The organism is Burkholderia sp. MSMB1498, from assembly GCF_001526245.1.
In the GTDB taxonomy this organism is placed as follows: domain Bacteria; phylum Pseudomonadota; class Gammaproteobacteria; order Burkholderiales; family Burkholderiaceae; genus Burkholderia; species Burkholderia savannae.
The window spans coordinates 156,573-170,597 of record NZ_LOYJ01000128.1 but is presented as its reverse complement, the minus strand read 5'-3'; the positions used below and the strand labels follow the sequence as shown (position 1 = coordinate 170,597).

Here is a 14,025-nt window from a genome sequence, read left to right as displayed (position 1 = left end):
AACGGCCACGTCCTCGATCTGACGGACGCCGCCTGTCGGACGAAGGGGTAACGCATGTTCGGTAAATTGACGCTTTCGGCCATCCCGTTCGATCAGCCGATCATCATGGGCGCGGCCGCGTTCATGGCGCTCGTCGTGCTCGGGATTCTGGGCACGCTGACCTGCACGAAGCGCTGGAAATGGCTGTGGTCCGAGTGGCTGACGACCGTCGACCACAAGAAGCTCGGCGTGATGTACATCATCGTCGCGCTGATCATGCTGCTGCGCGGCTTCGCCGACGCCGTGATGATGCGCCTGCAGCTTGCGCTCGCATACAACGGCCCGGGCTACCTGCCGCCGCATCATTACGATCAGATCTTCACCGCGCACGGCGTCATCATGATCTTCTTCATGGCGATGGCGTTCATGATCGGTCTGATGAACATCATCGTGCCGCTGCAGATCGGTGCGCGCGACGTCGCGTTCCCGTTCATCAATTCGCTGAGCTTCTGGATGACGGCGGTCAGCGCGATCCTGATCAACATCTCGCTTGTCGTCGGCGAATTCGCGCAAACGGGCTGGCTCGCGTATCCGCCGCTGTCGGAGCTGCAGTTCAGTCCGGGCGTCGGCGTCGATTACTACTTGTGGGCGCTGCAGATATCCGGCGTCGGCACGTTGCTCACGGGCGTGAACTTCTTCGTGACCATCCTGCGGATGCGCGCGCCCGGCATGACGCTGATGAAGATGCCCGTGTTCACGTGGACCGCGCTCTGCACGAACGTCCTCATCATGGCGTCGTTCCCGATCCTGACGGTCACGCTCGCGCTCCTCGGCCTCGACCGTTACCTCGGCATGCACTTCTTCACGAACGATGCCGGCGGCAACGCGATGCTGTATCTGAACCTGATCTGGGCGTGGGGCCATCCGGAGGTCTACATCCTGATCCTGCCTGCGTTCGGGATCTTCTCGGAAGTGGTCGCGACCTACGCGAAGAAGCCGCTTTTCGGCTACAAGACGATGGTCTATGCGTCGTGCGCGATCATGGTGCTGTCGTTCCTCGTGTGGCTGCACCACTTCTTCACGATGGGCTCGGGCGCGAACGTGAACGCGTTTTTCGGGATTATGACGATGGTGATCGCGATTCCGACCGGCGTGAAAGTGTTCAACTGGCTGTTCACGATCTATCGCGGCCGGCTCGAATTCTCGACGCCGATCCTCTGGACGATCGGCTTCATGGTGACGTTCACGCTCGGCGGGATGACGGGCGTGATGATGGCGATCCCCGGCGCGGACTTCGTGCTGCACAACAGCCTGTTCCTGATCGCGCACTTCCACAACGTGATCATCGGCGGCGTGCTGTTCGGCTATCTCGCGGGCTTCAACTACTGGTTCCCGAAGGTGTTCGGCTTCAAGCTGAACGAGAAGCTCGGCCGGGCCGCGTTCTGGTTCTGGCAGGTCGGCTTCTACGTCGCGTTCGTGCCGCTCTACGTGCTCGGCTTCATGGGCATGACGCGCCGCCTGAATCATTACGACAACCCCGCGTGGCATCCGTGGCTCATCGTCGCCGCATGCGGCGCCGCGCTGATCGCGATCGGCATCGCGTGCCAGCTTCTGCAACTGGTCGTCAGCCTGCGCGATCGCAAGCAGCCCGAGAACCGCGATCTCACGGGCGACCCGTGGGGCGGCCGCACGCTCGAATGGGCGACGTCGTCGCCGCCGCCCGCGTACAACTTCGCGACGATTCCGCGCGTGCACGCGCTCGACGAATTCGCGTACCGCAAGGAGCGCGGCCTCGGCATCGGCAAGCAGGCGGAGTATCGCGACATCCACATGCCGTCGAACACGAGCGCGGGACTGTTCGTCGGCGTGTTCAGCCTCGTGCTCGGCTTCGCGGCGGTATGGCACATCTGGTGGCTCGCGATCGCGGCGCTCGTCGGCATCGTCGCGACGGTGATCGCGCATAGCGCGAGCGACAACGACGGCTATTACATCCCGGCCGAAGCCGTGCGCAAGATCGAGGAAAAACGCGGCGGCGCGCGCTTCGTCGCGCGGCCGGCGCAAGTCGAACTGGAGGCAAACTGATGTCGTATCAATCCGCGAGCGCCGCTCGTCATCTGGACGCGCACGATCATCCGCCGTCGCATTCGGTGTTCGGCTTCTGGCTGTACCTGATGACCGACTGCGTGATCTTCGCCGCGCTGTTCGCCGTGTTCGCGGTGATGGCGCACCAGTTCGCGGGCGGCCCGACCGCCGTCGACCTGTTCGACATCCCGGGCGTCGCGCTCGAGACCGCGCTGCTGCTCACGAGCAGCATCACGTACGGCTTCGCGATGATCGGCGCGCAGCGCGGCCGCCGCGGCGCGCTGCTCGGCTGGCTCGCGGTGACGTTCGCGCTCGGCGCGGCGTTCCTCGGCCTCGAGCTGCGCGAGTTCTCGCACATGATCGCCGAAGGCGCGGGGCCGCAGCGCAGCGCGTTCCTGTCGTCGTTCTTCACGCTCGTCGGCACGCACGGGCTGCACGTCGCGATCGGCCTCTTGTGGATGGCCGTGCTCGCGTTTCAGGCGGTGCGCCGCCCGGCGCTGACCGAGCGCGACATTCGCCGGCTCACCTGCCTGAGTCTTTTCTGGCACTTCCTCGACATCGTCTGGATCTGCGTCTTTACCTTTGTCTATCTCGCGAGCGTGATCTAAATGACCGATACGCACCTCTCTCACGACGGCGAAGCGCACGGCACGGTGGGCGGCTACGTCGCCGGGTTCATCCTGTCGGTCCTGTTGACGGCGGCGTCGTTCGGACTCGTGCTGAGCGGCGCGCTGTCGTCGCACGCGTCGCTGATCGCGCTCGCGGCGCTCGCGTTCGTGCAGATCGTCGTGCACCTCGTCTATTTCCTGCACATGAACGCATCGTCCGGCCAGCGCTGGAACGTGATGGCGTTCAGCTACACGGTGCTGACGGCGGCGATCCTGATCGTCGGCACGCTTTGGGTCATGCACAACGTCGGCATGAACATGATGTCGCGCTGACGGCCGCCGCAGCAGGCGCCGAACGGCCGACGCGCCCGGGTCCGTGCCGGCCGGCCCGTCGAGAAGCCGCCCATTTCCGCATCGCCCCTCAAAGATTGGACACTGATCCAGCCTTTTTGGGGCGGTTCGCATCGGGGCGGCTTTTTTGCGTGCCCGGTGCGCGCGGGGCATGCATGCGATACTGCGCCGTAATAAACGGTAAGACTCGCAAAGAACCGGCAACCGATCGGCGCACGTTCTTCGCTATAGTCGTCGGGTCAGAAGGCCGGCTGCCGGCGCGGCGGGAAGCGGCGCGGGTTCGCGGCTTTGTACGTTTGCCGCCATCTTGTGCTCACGACCATGCACGAAACGTCCCTTCAGATCCTGCTGATCGACGACGACGCCGCGCTGCGCGATCTGCTGAGAATCTTCTTCCAGCAACGCGGCGTCGCCGTTTCGGTTCTCCACGACGCCGCCGGGCTTGCGCGCCGGCTTGAACTCGAGCGGCCGTCGATCATCGTGCTCGACCTGATGATGCCGGGCATCGACGGGCTGACGGCGCTCAAGCAGCTACGCGCGAACGGCGACACGATTCCCGTCATCATGCTGACCGCGCGCGCCGACGGCATCGACCGGGTGGTCGGGCTGGAGCTCGGCGCGGACGACTATCTCGGCAAGCCGTTCATGCCGCAGGAACTGCTTGCGCGGATTCACGCGGTGCTGCGCCGGCATGCGCCGCCGCGCCCGCGGGGGCAGGGCGCCGGGCAGCGGGCGCCGCTGCGGTTCGGTCCATTCCGGTTCGATTTCGCCGGGCGTACGCTGTTGCGCGACGGCGAGCCGGTGAAGCTCACGGGCAGCGAATACGCGCTGCTCGAAGCGTTCGCTTTGCATCCGATGGAGACGCTGTCGCGCGCGCGGCTGCTCGACCTGCTGCACGGCCCGTATTCCGACCTGACGGAGCGCGGCATCGACGTGCCGGTGTGGCGCCTGCGCCGCCTGCTGGAAAACGATCCCGCGCGGCCGCGCTACATCCGGACGATGCGCGGCGTGGGCTACATGTTCGTACCGGGCGGCGCGAGCAGCGGCGACGATGAAGAATCCCGCTGACACGCTGTTCGTCCGTCTCGCGCTGATGACGGTGGGGCTCATCGTCGCGGTTCACGTGCTCGGCATCGTGCTGCTGGACCGCGAGCGCTTCGCGCTCGAAGTGGAGCAGACGCGGCGTGCCGTCGCGCTGTCGGTGCAGGCGCGCGCGACGGGCGGCGAACTGGGGCGCGCCGTCAGCTCGACGCTCGGCGCATCGTTCGTCAACGTCGGCGACGCGGCGGCATATGGTTGTCCCGCGTCGTGCGCGGATACGAATGGTCCGTTCGAGCGCGATCTGCGCCGCCAGCTTCCGCCCGGCTCGCACGTCGTGGCCGACGAAGGCACCAATGCGCTGTGGGTGCGCTATCCGGACGACCATTACTGGGTGACGATGACGAGCGCGATGCCGTCATTTGCACGCTTCATCGGCATGTCGTCGCTGACGGTGCTGCTGGCGATCGCGCTGGCCGTCCTCGGCGCATGGCACTTGCAGCGGCCGCTCAGGCGGCTCGCGCAGGCGGCCCGCGAGTACCGGCTCGGCCACCGGCCGCCTGTCGTGCGGGAGAGCGGGCCGCGCGAGGTGAAGGAACTGGTCGGCGACTTCAACGACATGGTGCGTGAACTGGCGCTGATGGAGCAGGAGCGATCGGTGATGCTGGCGGGTCTTGCGCACGACCTGCGCGCGCCGATCACGCGAATGCAGGTGCGCGCGGATCTGCTGCCCGACGAGGCGAATCGCACGGGCTTCCTGCGCGACGCGCAATCGCTGTCGCGGATCGTCACGCAGTTCCTCGACTTCGCGCGGGACGCCGCTGACGCGTCGCCGGTCGCGAACGTCGATGCGCATTGCCGTCAGCATTACGGCGACAGCCTGGGCGAAGATGCGCTGCTGACGCTCGACCTGCGCGCGGGCGACGGCTTCGGCCTGCCGCTCGTCGATCTGGACCGGATCTTGTCGAACCTGATCGAGAACGCGCTCACCTACGGCGAGCCGCCCGTCGAGATCGCGACGCGCGCGACGGCCGGCGGCTACGTGCTGAGCGTGCGCGATCACGGCGCAGGCATTCCACCCGCGCAGCTCGAACGCGCGCTGCGTCCGTTCGTTCGGCTCGACGCCGCGCGCGGCGGCGATGCGCATTGCGGCCTCGGCCTTGCAATCGTCAGGCGGCTCGTCCGCTATCACGGCGGTGCGCTCGCCGCGTGCAACGCGCCCGACGGCGGCTTCGTCGCGACGATGACCTTCCCGCTCCCGTCGCGCGGCGCGATCACGCATCCCGACGATTTGGGGCGCTGAACGACGCATTTCCTGACGTCCGTTACACGCTGTAATGCGGCGCTAAGCACCCGTAAGGGGCATTTCCTTACGCTCGTGGTTTCCTGTTCCGCCGTGCACCGGCTACTTTCGGCGCGCGCCGTCGCGCGTGCGGCGGAACCGACACGGAGCTGACGAGAAGCCATGAACCGCCTACCCATTCCATCCGATCGTCCGCGCGCACCGGCGCGCCCGTTGCACCGGCGTGCGTCGCTCGCGCTCGTCGTCCTGGCCGTCTCGTTGCAAGCGGGGTGCGGCCAGCGCGGGGCGTCCGGCGCAGGCACCGCGGCTGTCGAAGTCGGCGTGGTGACGCTAGCCGAGCAGTCCATCGTCCAGCACACCGAATTGTCGGGCCGGTTGTCCGCGATCAAGGTCGCCGAGGTGCGACCGCAGATCGGCGGGATCGTCCGCAAGCGGCTCTTCACCGAAGGCTCGGACGTGAAGGCGGGGCAGGTGCTGTACCAGATCGATCCGGCGACCTATCAGGCCGCATACGATCAGGCGCGCGGCACGCTCGCGAAGGCGCAGGCGACGCTCGCGTCGGCGAAGACCAAGGCCGATCGCTACGCGGAACTGGTCAAGATCAACGCGGTCAGCAGGCAGGATTACGACGACGCGGTCGCGGCCGTGCGCGAGGACGCCGCCGACGTGATCGCCGATCAGGCGTCGCTCGAATCCGCGCGCGTCAACCTCGGCTACACGCGGATCGTCGCGCCCGTGTCGGGGCGGATCGGCGCGTCGAGCGTCACCGAAGGGGCGCTCGTCACGGCGGATCAGACGACTGCGCTGGCGACGATCCAGGCGATCGACGAAATGTATCTCGACGTGTCCCGCGCGAGCGCCGATTGGCTGAAGCTGCGCCGCGCGTTCGCGTCGGGCAGGCTGAAAACGGCGGGGAGCGGTGCGGCCGTCAAGCTCTTGCTCGAAGACGGCGCGGAGTACGAGCAAGCCGGCACGCTGCAGTTCTCGGACATTACGGTCGATGCGACAACAGGCTCCGTGACGCTGCGGATGATCTTTCCGAATCCGGACCACGCGCTGCTGCCCGGCATGTTCGTACGCGCGCGGCTCGACGAGGGCACGGACGATCATGCGCTGCTCGTGCCGCAGCTCGCGGTGACGCGCAGATCGGATGGCGGCGCGACGGTATTCGTGGTCGACGAGAAAAGCAACGCGAAGCAGGCGGCGGTGAAGGCCGACACCGCATACGGCGATCAATGGATCGTCACACAGGGGCTGAAGGCGGGCGATCGCGTGATCGTCAGCGGATTGCAGCAGGTGCGTAGCGGAACGCCGGTCCGGATCGCCGGCGACGACACGTCCGCCGCAACCGCGGCGTCGGCGGCACACTGAGGGGGGCGGCATGGCGAGCTTCTTCATCAACCGTCCGATTCTCGCGTGGGTGATGGCGATCGTCGTGATGATGATCGGCGCGGCGTCGGTCACGACACTACCGGTCGAGCAGTATCCGAGCATTGCGCCGCCTTCGGTGCAGATCACGGCCACCTATCCCGGCGCATCCGCCGAGACGATCGCGGCCACCGTCACGCAGGTGATCGAGCAGAAGCTGAGCGGCATCGACAATCTGCTGTACCTGTCTTCGAAGAGCAGCGCGGCCGGCCAGGCGACGATCACGCTGACGTTCCAGCCCGGCACCGATCCCGACATCGCGCAGGTGCAGGTGCAGAACAAGGTCAGCCAGGCGACGTCGTCGCTACCGCAGACCGTGCAGGAGCAGGGCGTGCAGGTCGCGAAATCGGCGAGTGATTTCCTGATGATCGTCGCATTGTCGTCGCCGGGCGGCAGCCTCGATTCGATCGATCTCGGCAACGTGATCGCGACGCAGCTCGAGGATCAGCTCACGCAGGTAAGCGGCGTCGGCGACGTCACGCTGTTCGGCGCGCAACATGCGATGCGGATCTGGCTCGATCCGGTGAAGATGCATGGCTTCGGCGTCGCGACATCCGACGTGACGACAGCGATCACCAACCAGAACGTGCAGATGTCGGTCGGGCAGTTGGGCGGCGCGCCCGCCACCGACGCGCAGGCGCTCAACGCGACGATTTCCGCCGCCAGCCTCCTGACCACGCCGGAGCAATTCGGCGACATCCTGCTGCGCGTGAACGCCAACGGCTCGAAAGTGCGATTGAAGGACGTCGCGCGCGTCGAAGTGGGCGGCGACAGCTACGATACGTCGTCGCGGCTGAACGGCAAGCCGGCCGCCGCGCTCGCGATCAAACTCGCGACGGGCGCGAACGCGATGACGGTCGAGACCGCCGTACGCGCGAAGATCGATGAGCTGAAGCCGCAATTGCCGAATGACCTCGCAATCACGTATCCGTACGATACGACGCCGTTCGTGCGGATCTCGATCGAGGAGGTGCTGAAGACGCTCGTCGAGGCGGTCGTGCTGGTGTTCCTCGTGATGTACCTGTTCCTGCAGAACGTGCGCGCGACGCTGATCCCGACCATCGTCGTGCCGGTCGCGCTGCTCGGCACGTTCGCGGTGATGGCCGCAGTCGGCTTCTCGATCAACGTGCTGTCGATGTTCGGCATGGTGCTCGCAATCGGCCTGCTCGTCGACGACGCGATCGTCGTGGTCGAGAATGTCGAGCGGATCATGGCCGAGGAGAAGCTCGGACCGAAGGACGCGACCCGCAAGGCGATGGGACAGATCACGGGTGCGCTCGTCGGCATCACGACGGTGCTGACCGCCGTGTTCATTCCGATGGCGTTCTTTTCCGGGTCGACGGGGGCGATCTACCGGCAGTTTTCGATCACGATCGTCGCGGCGATGGCGCTGTCGGTCGTGCTCGCGATGACGCTTACGCCCGCGCTGTGCGCGACGCTGCTCAAGCGCGCCGACGTCGAGCATCACGCGCGGCGCGGTTTCCTCGGCTGGTTCAATCGCGCGTTCGCGGCCGGCAACGCTCGCTATAGCGCGACGCTCGTGCGGATGGTCGGCCGGCCGGGGCGCTACCTGATCGTCTACGCGCTGATCGGCGCGCTCGTTGCATGGCTTTACGTCAAGCTGCCGTCGTCGTATCTGCCGGACGAAGACCAGGGCTATTTCCTCGTGTCGATCTCGACGCCGGTCGGCACGCCTGCCGGGCAAACGCTGAAGACGGTCGAGCGGGTCGAACGCTACTTCCTGAAGGACGAACCGTCGGTCGACCAGATGATCACGGTCAACGGTTTCAGCTTCAACGGACAAGGCCAGAACAACGCGCTCGCATTCGTTTCGCTGAAGAACTGGAGCGTGCGGACCGCGTCCGGCCAGACGGCCACCGCGATCATCGCGCGCGCGAACGCGCATTTCGCGAAGGAACGCGATGCGCAGGTGTTCGTGATGAATCCGCCCGCGATTCACGACCTCGGCACGCAGAGCGGCCTCGATTTCGAGCTCGAGGATCGCGGCGGACAGGGGCACGACAAGCTGCTCGCCGCGCGCAACCGGCTGATGGCGCTGGCTGCGAAGGACCCGGCGCTCGCGCTGATGCGGCCGTCCGGCCTCGAAGATGCGCCGCAGTTCCACATCGACATCGATCGCGAGAAGGCAAGCGCGCTCGGGCTGTCGATCTCGGACGTCGACGGCACGTTGCAGACCGCGTTCGGCTCGACCTACGTGAACAACTATGTCGATACGGGGCGCATTCAGAAGGTTTACGTGCAGGCCGACGCGCCCTTCCGGATGATGCCCGCCGACATCGATCAATGGTACGTGAAGGCTTCGTCGTCGTCCTCGTCTTCGTCTTCCACGTCATCGGGGGCGACGAATTACGACGGATCGATGGTGCCGTTCTCCGCGTTCTCGACGAGCCGCTGGACGTTCGGGCCGCCGCAGATCGAGCGCTACAACCGCACGCTCGCGATGGAAATGTCCGCGCAGACCGGCCCGGGCGCGAGCACGGGGCAGGCGATGACGGCCGTCGAGCGGCTCGCGAAGCAGTTGCCGGCCGGGTTCGGCGTCGAATGGACCGGCCAGTCCTATCAGGAGCGGCTCGCCGGATCGCAGGCGGTCTATCTTTACGCGATCTCGCTGATCGTCGTGTTTCTGTGCCTGGCGGGTCTTTACGAGAGCTGGTCCGTGCCGCTCGCGGTGATTCTGGTGGTGCCGCTCGGCGTGCTGGGCGCGTTGCTCGGCGCGCATCTGCGCGGGCTGTCGAACGACATCTATTTCAAGGTCGGGCTGCTCGCGACGATCGGGCTGTCGACGAAGAACGCAATCCTGATCGTCGAATTCGCGAAGGATCTGCAGGCGGAAGGGCGCGGGTTGATCGACGCGGCGCTGGAAGCCGCGCACATGCGGCTGAGGCCGATCCTGATGACGTCGCTCGCGTTCGTGTTCGGCGTGCTGCCGCTCGTGATCAGCACGGGCGCGGGCTCGGCGAGCCGGCGTGCGATCGGCACGGGCGTGACGGGCGGGATGGTCGCCGCGACGGCGCTCGCGATCTTCTTCGTGCCGATTTTCTTTGTCGTCGTGGGCAGGTTGTTCGGCGAGCACGGCCATTCGAGCGACACGCAACAGGCCGGCGAGGGCGAAGCATGAAATTCAAGACTTTGAGTCTAGCCTGCGCGATCGCGCTGAGCGCCTGTTCGCTCGATCCCGCGTATCAGCGTCCCGCGTCGCCCGTCGAAGCGGCGTGGCCGGCGTACGCATCCGATGCCGCGGTGTCGCGTACGGCGCAGGCGCCGCTCGCGGCCGACGTGGGCTGGCGCGATTTCTTCAAGGACGCGCGGCTGCAGCGGCTGATCGCGCTCGCGCTCGACAATAACCGCGATTTGCGCGTCGCCGCGCTGAACGTCGCCGAATACGAGGCGCAGTACCGGATCGCACGGGCGAATCTCGCGCCGGCGATCGACGCGTCCGGCTCGCTCACGCGCGAGCGCGCGCTCGGCACGGAGTCCGGTCTCGGCTCCAGCAGCGTGAGTGTCGGCACCACGTCTTGGGAGATTGATTTCTTTGGGCGGCTGCGCAGCCTGAAGCGGCAGGCGCTCGAACAGTATCTCGCGACCGACGCGTCGCGCACGAGCACGCAGATCAGTCTGATCGCGACGGTGGCGACCGATTATCTGCAATGGCTCGCGGACGGCGCGCTGTTGAAGATCGCCGCCGACACGGTGGCCGCCGATCGGCAGACGCTCGATTTGACGATGGCGAGCATGAAGATCGGCAACGCGTCGCTGCAGGACGTTCGGCAGGCGCAGAACTCGCTCGCGAGCGCGCGGGCGAGCCTCGCGTCCTACACGCGCGCGGTCGAGCAGGATCTCAACAATCTCGTCGCGGCGATCGGCTGTCCGCTGCCCGACGATCTGCCGCCCGCCGGGACGCTGGAGAGCCGGAGCCTGCTGGAGGATATCGGCGCGGGCGTGCCGTCGGACCTGCTGGCGCGCCGGCCGGACATCGTCGAGGCCGAGCACACGCTGAAGGCCGCGAACGCGAATATCGGCGCGGCGCGCGCGGCGTTCTTCCCGAAGATCGCGTTGACCGCGTCGGCGGGCACGTCGAGCAGCAGCCTGTCGGGCCTATTCAAGGCGGGCAGCGGCGCATGGACGTTCGCGCCGACGATCACGATGCCGATTTTCGATTACGGCAGCAACAAGGCGTCGCTCGACGTCGCGAAGATCGAGAAGGACATCGACATCGCCGACTACGAGAAGGCGATCCAGACCGCGTTCAAGGAAGTCGCGAATGCGCTTGTCGGGCGCGAGACCTATGTCGAGCAGGTGGCAGCCGACCGCGAATACGTCGCGTCGGCGCAGGAATACTACGCGCTTGCCCAGGCGCGCTACCGGAATGGCACCGACAGCTTCCTCACGCTGCTCGACGCGCAGCGTACGCTGTACACTGCGCAACAGCAGCTCGTCACGGATCTGCTGGCGAAGCAGTCGAACCTGATCACGCTGTACAAGGCGCTCGGCGGCGGCTGGTCGGCGCCGGGGCGCAGCGGGTAGCGCGGCGGAATGCGACGCTCGGGGATGTCGGCGTCGTCGTGTCGAGGCGAGTTGGTCGGTGAATGAGCAGGCGAATGAGCAGGCGCATCGGCGGGCGATCGGCTCAATCCGGGCGGCGCGCCTCAGCGGGTGCGCGGGCGGCATCGCACGCGCGTAAGTCTCCGACGAGCGAGCCGGGCGGCAGCGATCGAGCGATGCGCGCCGCCCGGCGACGGGCGGCGTTTTCGTCGGGGCGGCGCATTGCGAAGAGGTGCGCCGCCGCTCAGCGATCGTCGTCGCGGATCGACGACGGATGACGGCACAGCGCGCGCACGTCGATCTGCATGTACGGGAACAGCGGCAATTGGCTCAGCACGTCGTGCAGGTGCGCGGGGCTCTCGACGTCGAAGATGCTGACGTTCGCGTAGCGGCCCGCGACGCGCCACAGGTGCCGCCACACGCCTTCGCGCTGCAGCCGCTGCGCCATTTCCTTTTCTTCCGACTTCAGGCTCGCCGCCTTCACCGGATCGATGTCGACGGGCAGGTTGACGGTCATTTCCACATGAAACAGCATGGCTCGCTCCTTGTGTTGAACGTGATCGCGACACCCGTCACGCTTGCGCGCGAACGCGCTCGACTTCGCTCGCCGGCACGTCGCCGCGCTCGGGCGTCAGCGAGAAGTCGAAATCGATCAGCGCGAACCGGCCGTCGACGCCGTACGGCTTGCCTTGCGCGCCTTCGGCCTGCTCGACCTTCGGAATCAGGCCCTCGCGTGTCGCGAACGCGAAGTCGTCCCAGATGTGCGGATCGCCCTCGATGTTGATCTGCGTCGTCAGCTTGCGATGGCCCGGCGCGGACACGAAGAAGTGGATGTGCGCGGGGCGGTGCCCGTGGCGGCCGAGCTGGTCGAGCAACTGCTCGGTCTTGCTGCCGGGCGGCACGCTGTAGCCGACGGGCAGCACGCTGCGGAAGCTGTAGCGGCCGTCGGCGCCGGTGCGGATCGAGCGGCGCAGATTGAACGCCGGCTGAGACGGATCGAAGTACGAATAATTGCCGAGATGGTTCGCGTGCCACACTTCGACGAGCGCGTTCGCGAGCGGCGCGCCGTCTTGCCCGAGCACGCGGCCGCGCATCACGAGCGTCTGGCCCGGATCGGTGCCGTCGTCGAGCCGCGCGTGGCCGACCGATTCCGGCGCGCCCGCGACGTACAGCGGCCCTTCGATCGTGCGCGGCGTGCCGCCTTGCAGGCCCGCTTTCGCTTCGGCTTCGTCCATCCGCACGTCCAGGAAGCGCTCGAAGCCGAGGCCGGCTGCGATCAGGCCGAATTCCTTGCCCGCTTCGTTCAGGTAGTTGAGCGCGGTCCAGAACTCGCTCGGCTGCACGTCGAAATCCTCGATCGTGTGGAACAGATCCTTCACGATCCGATTGACGATCGCGCGCACGCGCGGGTTGCCGGGCTTCGTCGCGGCGTCGTCGAACGACTTCAGCAGGGCGTCGATGGCTTCCTTGTTCATCTGCGTCTCCAATATCAAAGAATGATGGCGTGGTCAGCGGGCCCGGCGTCGCATCCGCTCGATGCGGGCCCAGTCGAATGTGATGCCGAGGCCGGGGGCGGCCGGCAGGTGCAGCTTGAAATCCGCGTAGCGCAGCGGCTCGACGAGAATCTCCTCGGTCAGCAGCAGCGGGCCGAACAGCTCGGTGCCCCACTTGAGCGGGCCGAACGTGCTGAAGAGCTGCGCCGACGCGATCGTGCCGGCCGCGCCTTCGAGCATCGTGCCGCCGTACAGCTCGATGCCGGCCGCGGCCGCGATCGCGGCGACGGCGGCCGCGCCTTGCAGGCCGCCCGATTGCGCGATCTTCACCGCGAACACGTCGGCCGCGCGGTCGCGCGCGAGCGCGAACGCATCGACGGGGCCGTGCAGCGCCTCGTCGGCCATGATCGGAATGTGCGCGAGCGCGGTCAGGCGTTTGAGGCCCGCGCGGTTCGCGGCGGCGATCGGCTGCTCGACGAGGCTCACGCCGGCTTGCGCGAGCCTTGCGCCCGCCCACACCGCCTCGCTTTCGGTCCACGCCTGGTTCACGTCGACGCGCACGTCGCCGCGCTCGCCGAGCGCGCGCTTGATCGCGACGACGTGCGCGACGTCGTCGGCCACCGCGCGCGCGCCGATCTTCAGCTTGAACGCGCGATGGCGGCGCGCCTCGAGCATCGCTTCGGCCTCCGCAATGTCGCGGCCGGTGTCGCCGCTCGCGAGCGTCCATGCGACGTCGAGCGCATCGGTCGCGCGGCCGCCGAACAGTTCGGAGAGCGGCACGCCGAGACGGCGCGCCTGCGCGTCGAAGAGGGCCGTCTCGAGCGCGCATTTCGCGAAGCGGTTGCCCTGGAACAGCTTGCGCACGTGCGCCATCGCGGCGCCCGGACGGGTCGCGTCCGCGCCTTGCAGCAGCGGCGCGAAATAGGTGTCGACGTTCGTCTTGATGCTCTCGGGGCTTTCTTCGCCGTACGCGAGACCGCCGATCGTCGTGCCTTCGCCGACGCCTTCGATACCGTCCGAGCATCGAACGCGCACGAGCACGAGCGTCTGGCGGTTCATCGTCGCAACCGACAGCTTGTGCGGCCGGATCGTCGGCACGTCGACGAGCAGCGTCTCGATGCGGTCGATGGTGATGCCTGTTGCTATCATCGGAATCCTCCTGTCGCACACATGGTAGAAA

General features: G+C 66.9%; 11 protein-coding genes. 8 read left to right on the top strand and 3 right to left on the bottom strand.

Annotated features, from left to right (window positions below):
- The first annotated feature begins 54 nt into the window (after positions 1-54).
- The 8 genes from cyoB (at position 55) to WS91_RS30890 (ending at position 11,334) form a co-directional block, all read left to right on the top strand.
- Positions 55-2,061 carry a cytochrome o ubiquinol oxidase subunit I gene (gene cyoB / locus WS91_RS30925; protein ID WP_059671645.1) on the top strand — a complete coding sequence of 669 codons (2,007 nt, stop codon included), beginning with the start codon at positions 55-57 and terminating at the stop codon, positions 2,059-2,061.
- Complete coding sequence (gene cyoC, locus WS91_RS30920) at positions 2,061-2,669, top strand: cytochrome o ubiquinol oxidase subunit III (protein ID WP_059671644.1); 609 nt, start codon at positions 2,061-2,063, stop codon at positions 2,667-2,669. Before cyoB ends, cyoC begins: the two co-directional genes overlap by 1 nt.
- Positions 2,670-3,002, top strand: coding sequence for a cytochrome o ubiquinol oxidase subunit IV (cyoD, locus tag WS91_RS30915; RefSeq protein ID WP_010110343.1), 333 nt, complete (start codon positions 2,670-2,672; stop codon positions 3,000-3,002).
- A gap of 339 nt (positions 3,003-3,341) precedes the next feature.
- Positions 3,342-4,088 carry a response regulator gene (locus WS91_RS30910; RefSeq protein ID WP_059671643.1) on the top strand — a complete coding sequence of 249 codons (747 nt, stop codon included), beginning with the start codon at positions 3,342-3,344 and terminating at the stop codon, positions 4,086-4,088.
- Positions 4,072-5,361, top strand: a complete 1,290-nt coding sequence (locus WS91_RS30905; protein ID WP_059671642.1) for an ATP-binding protein — start codon at positions 4,072-4,074, stop codon at positions 5,359-5,361. Before WS91_RS30910 ends, WS91_RS30905 begins: the two co-directional genes overlap by 17 nt.
- A 162-nt stretch (positions 5,362-5,523) precedes the next feature.
- Positions 5,524-6,732 (top strand): efflux RND transporter periplasmic adaptor subunit, encoded by a 1,209-nt coding sequence (locus WS91_RS30900; protein ID WP_059671641.1) that lies wholly within the window; start codon positions 5,524-5,526, stop codon positions 6,730-6,732.
- Between the two features lie 10 nt (positions 6,733-6,742).
- The gene (locus tag WS91_RS30895) at positions 6,743-9,928 is read left to right on the top strand and encodes an efflux RND transporter permease subunit (RefSeq protein ID WP_059671640.1); all 3,186 of its coding nucleotides are present in this window, start codon (positions 6,743-6,745) and stop codon (positions 9,926-9,928) included.
- Entirely contained in the window at positions 9,925-11,334 is a 1,410-nt protein-coding gene (locus tag WS91_RS30890) for an efflux transporter outer membrane subunit (protein WP_038751007.1), read from the top strand. Before WS91_RS30895 ends, WS91_RS30890 begins: the two co-directional genes overlap by 4 nt.
- A gap of 262 nt (positions 11,335-11,596) precedes the next feature.
- Here the strand turns inward: WS91_RS30890 and catC are convergent, their stop codons facing one another.
- The 3 genes from catC to WS91_RS30875 are packed head-to-tail and all read right to left on the bottom strand — an operon-like array spanning position 11,597 to position 13,994.
- A complete protein-coding gene (catC, locus tag WS91_RS30885) occupies positions 11,597-11,887 on the bottom strand; it encodes a muconolactone Delta-isomerase (protein ID WP_038751009.1) in 291 nt (96 codons plus the stop codon).
- A gap of 37 nt (positions 11,888-11,924) precedes the next feature.
- Positions 11,925-12,827 (bottom strand): catechol 1,2-dioxygenase, encoded by a 903-nt coding sequence (catA, locus tag WS91_RS30880; RefSeq protein ID WP_059671652.1) that lies wholly within the window; start codon positions 12,825-12,827, stop codon positions 11,925-11,927.
- Positions 12,828-12,860: 33 nt separating this feature from the next.
- A complete protein-coding gene (locus tag WS91_RS30875; protein WP_038751011.1) occupies positions 12,861-13,994 on the bottom strand; it encodes a muconate/chloromuconate family cycloisomerase in 1,134 nt (377 codons plus the stop codon).
- Positions 13,995-14,025: the final 31 nt, after the last annotated feature.

Excerpts from the sequence above, each read along its gene's own strand:
- cyoB (WP_059671645.1), top strand. The coding sequence starts at position 55 with ATGTTCGGTAAATTGACGCTTTCGGCCATCCCGTTCGATCAGCCGATC.
- cyoC (WP_059671644.1), top strand. The coding sequence starts at position 2,061 with ATGTCGTATCAATCCGCGAGCGCCGCTCGTCATCTGGACGCGCACGAT.
- cyoD (WP_010110343.1), top strand. The coding sequence starts at position 2,670 with ATGACCGATACGCACCTCTCTCACGACGGCGAAGCGCACGGCACGGTG.
- WS91_RS30910 (WP_059671643.1), top strand. The coding sequence starts at position 3,342 with ATGCACGAAACGTCCCTTCAGATCCTGCTGATCGACGACGACGCCGCG.
- WS91_RS30905 (WP_059671642.1), top strand. The coding sequence starts at position 4,072 with ATGAAGAATCCCGCTGACACGCTGTTCGTCCGTCTCGCGCTGATGACG.
- WS91_RS30900 (WP_059671641.1), top strand. The coding sequence starts at position 5,524 with ATGAACCGCCTACCCATTCCATCCGATCGTCCGCGCGCACCGGCGCGC.
- WS91_RS30895 (WP_059671640.1), top strand. The coding sequence starts at position 6,743 with ATGGCGAGCTTCTTCATCAACCGTCCGATTCTCGCGTGGGTGATGGCG.
- WS91_RS30890 (WP_038751007.1), top strand. The coding sequence starts at position 9,925 with ATGAAATTCAAGACTTTGAGTCTAGCCTGCGCGATCGCGCTGAGCGCC.
- catC (WP_038751009.1), bottom strand. The coding sequence starts at position 11,887 with ATGCTGTTTCATGTGGAAATGACCGTCAACCTGCCCGTCGACATCGAT.
- catA (WP_059671652.1), bottom strand. The coding sequence starts at position 12,827 with ATGAACAAGGAAGCCATCGACGCCCTGCTGAAGTCGTTCGACGACGCC.
- WS91_RS30875 (WP_038751011.1), bottom strand. The coding sequence starts at position 13,994 with ATGATAGCAACAGGCATCACCATCGACCGCATCGAGACGCTGCTCGTC.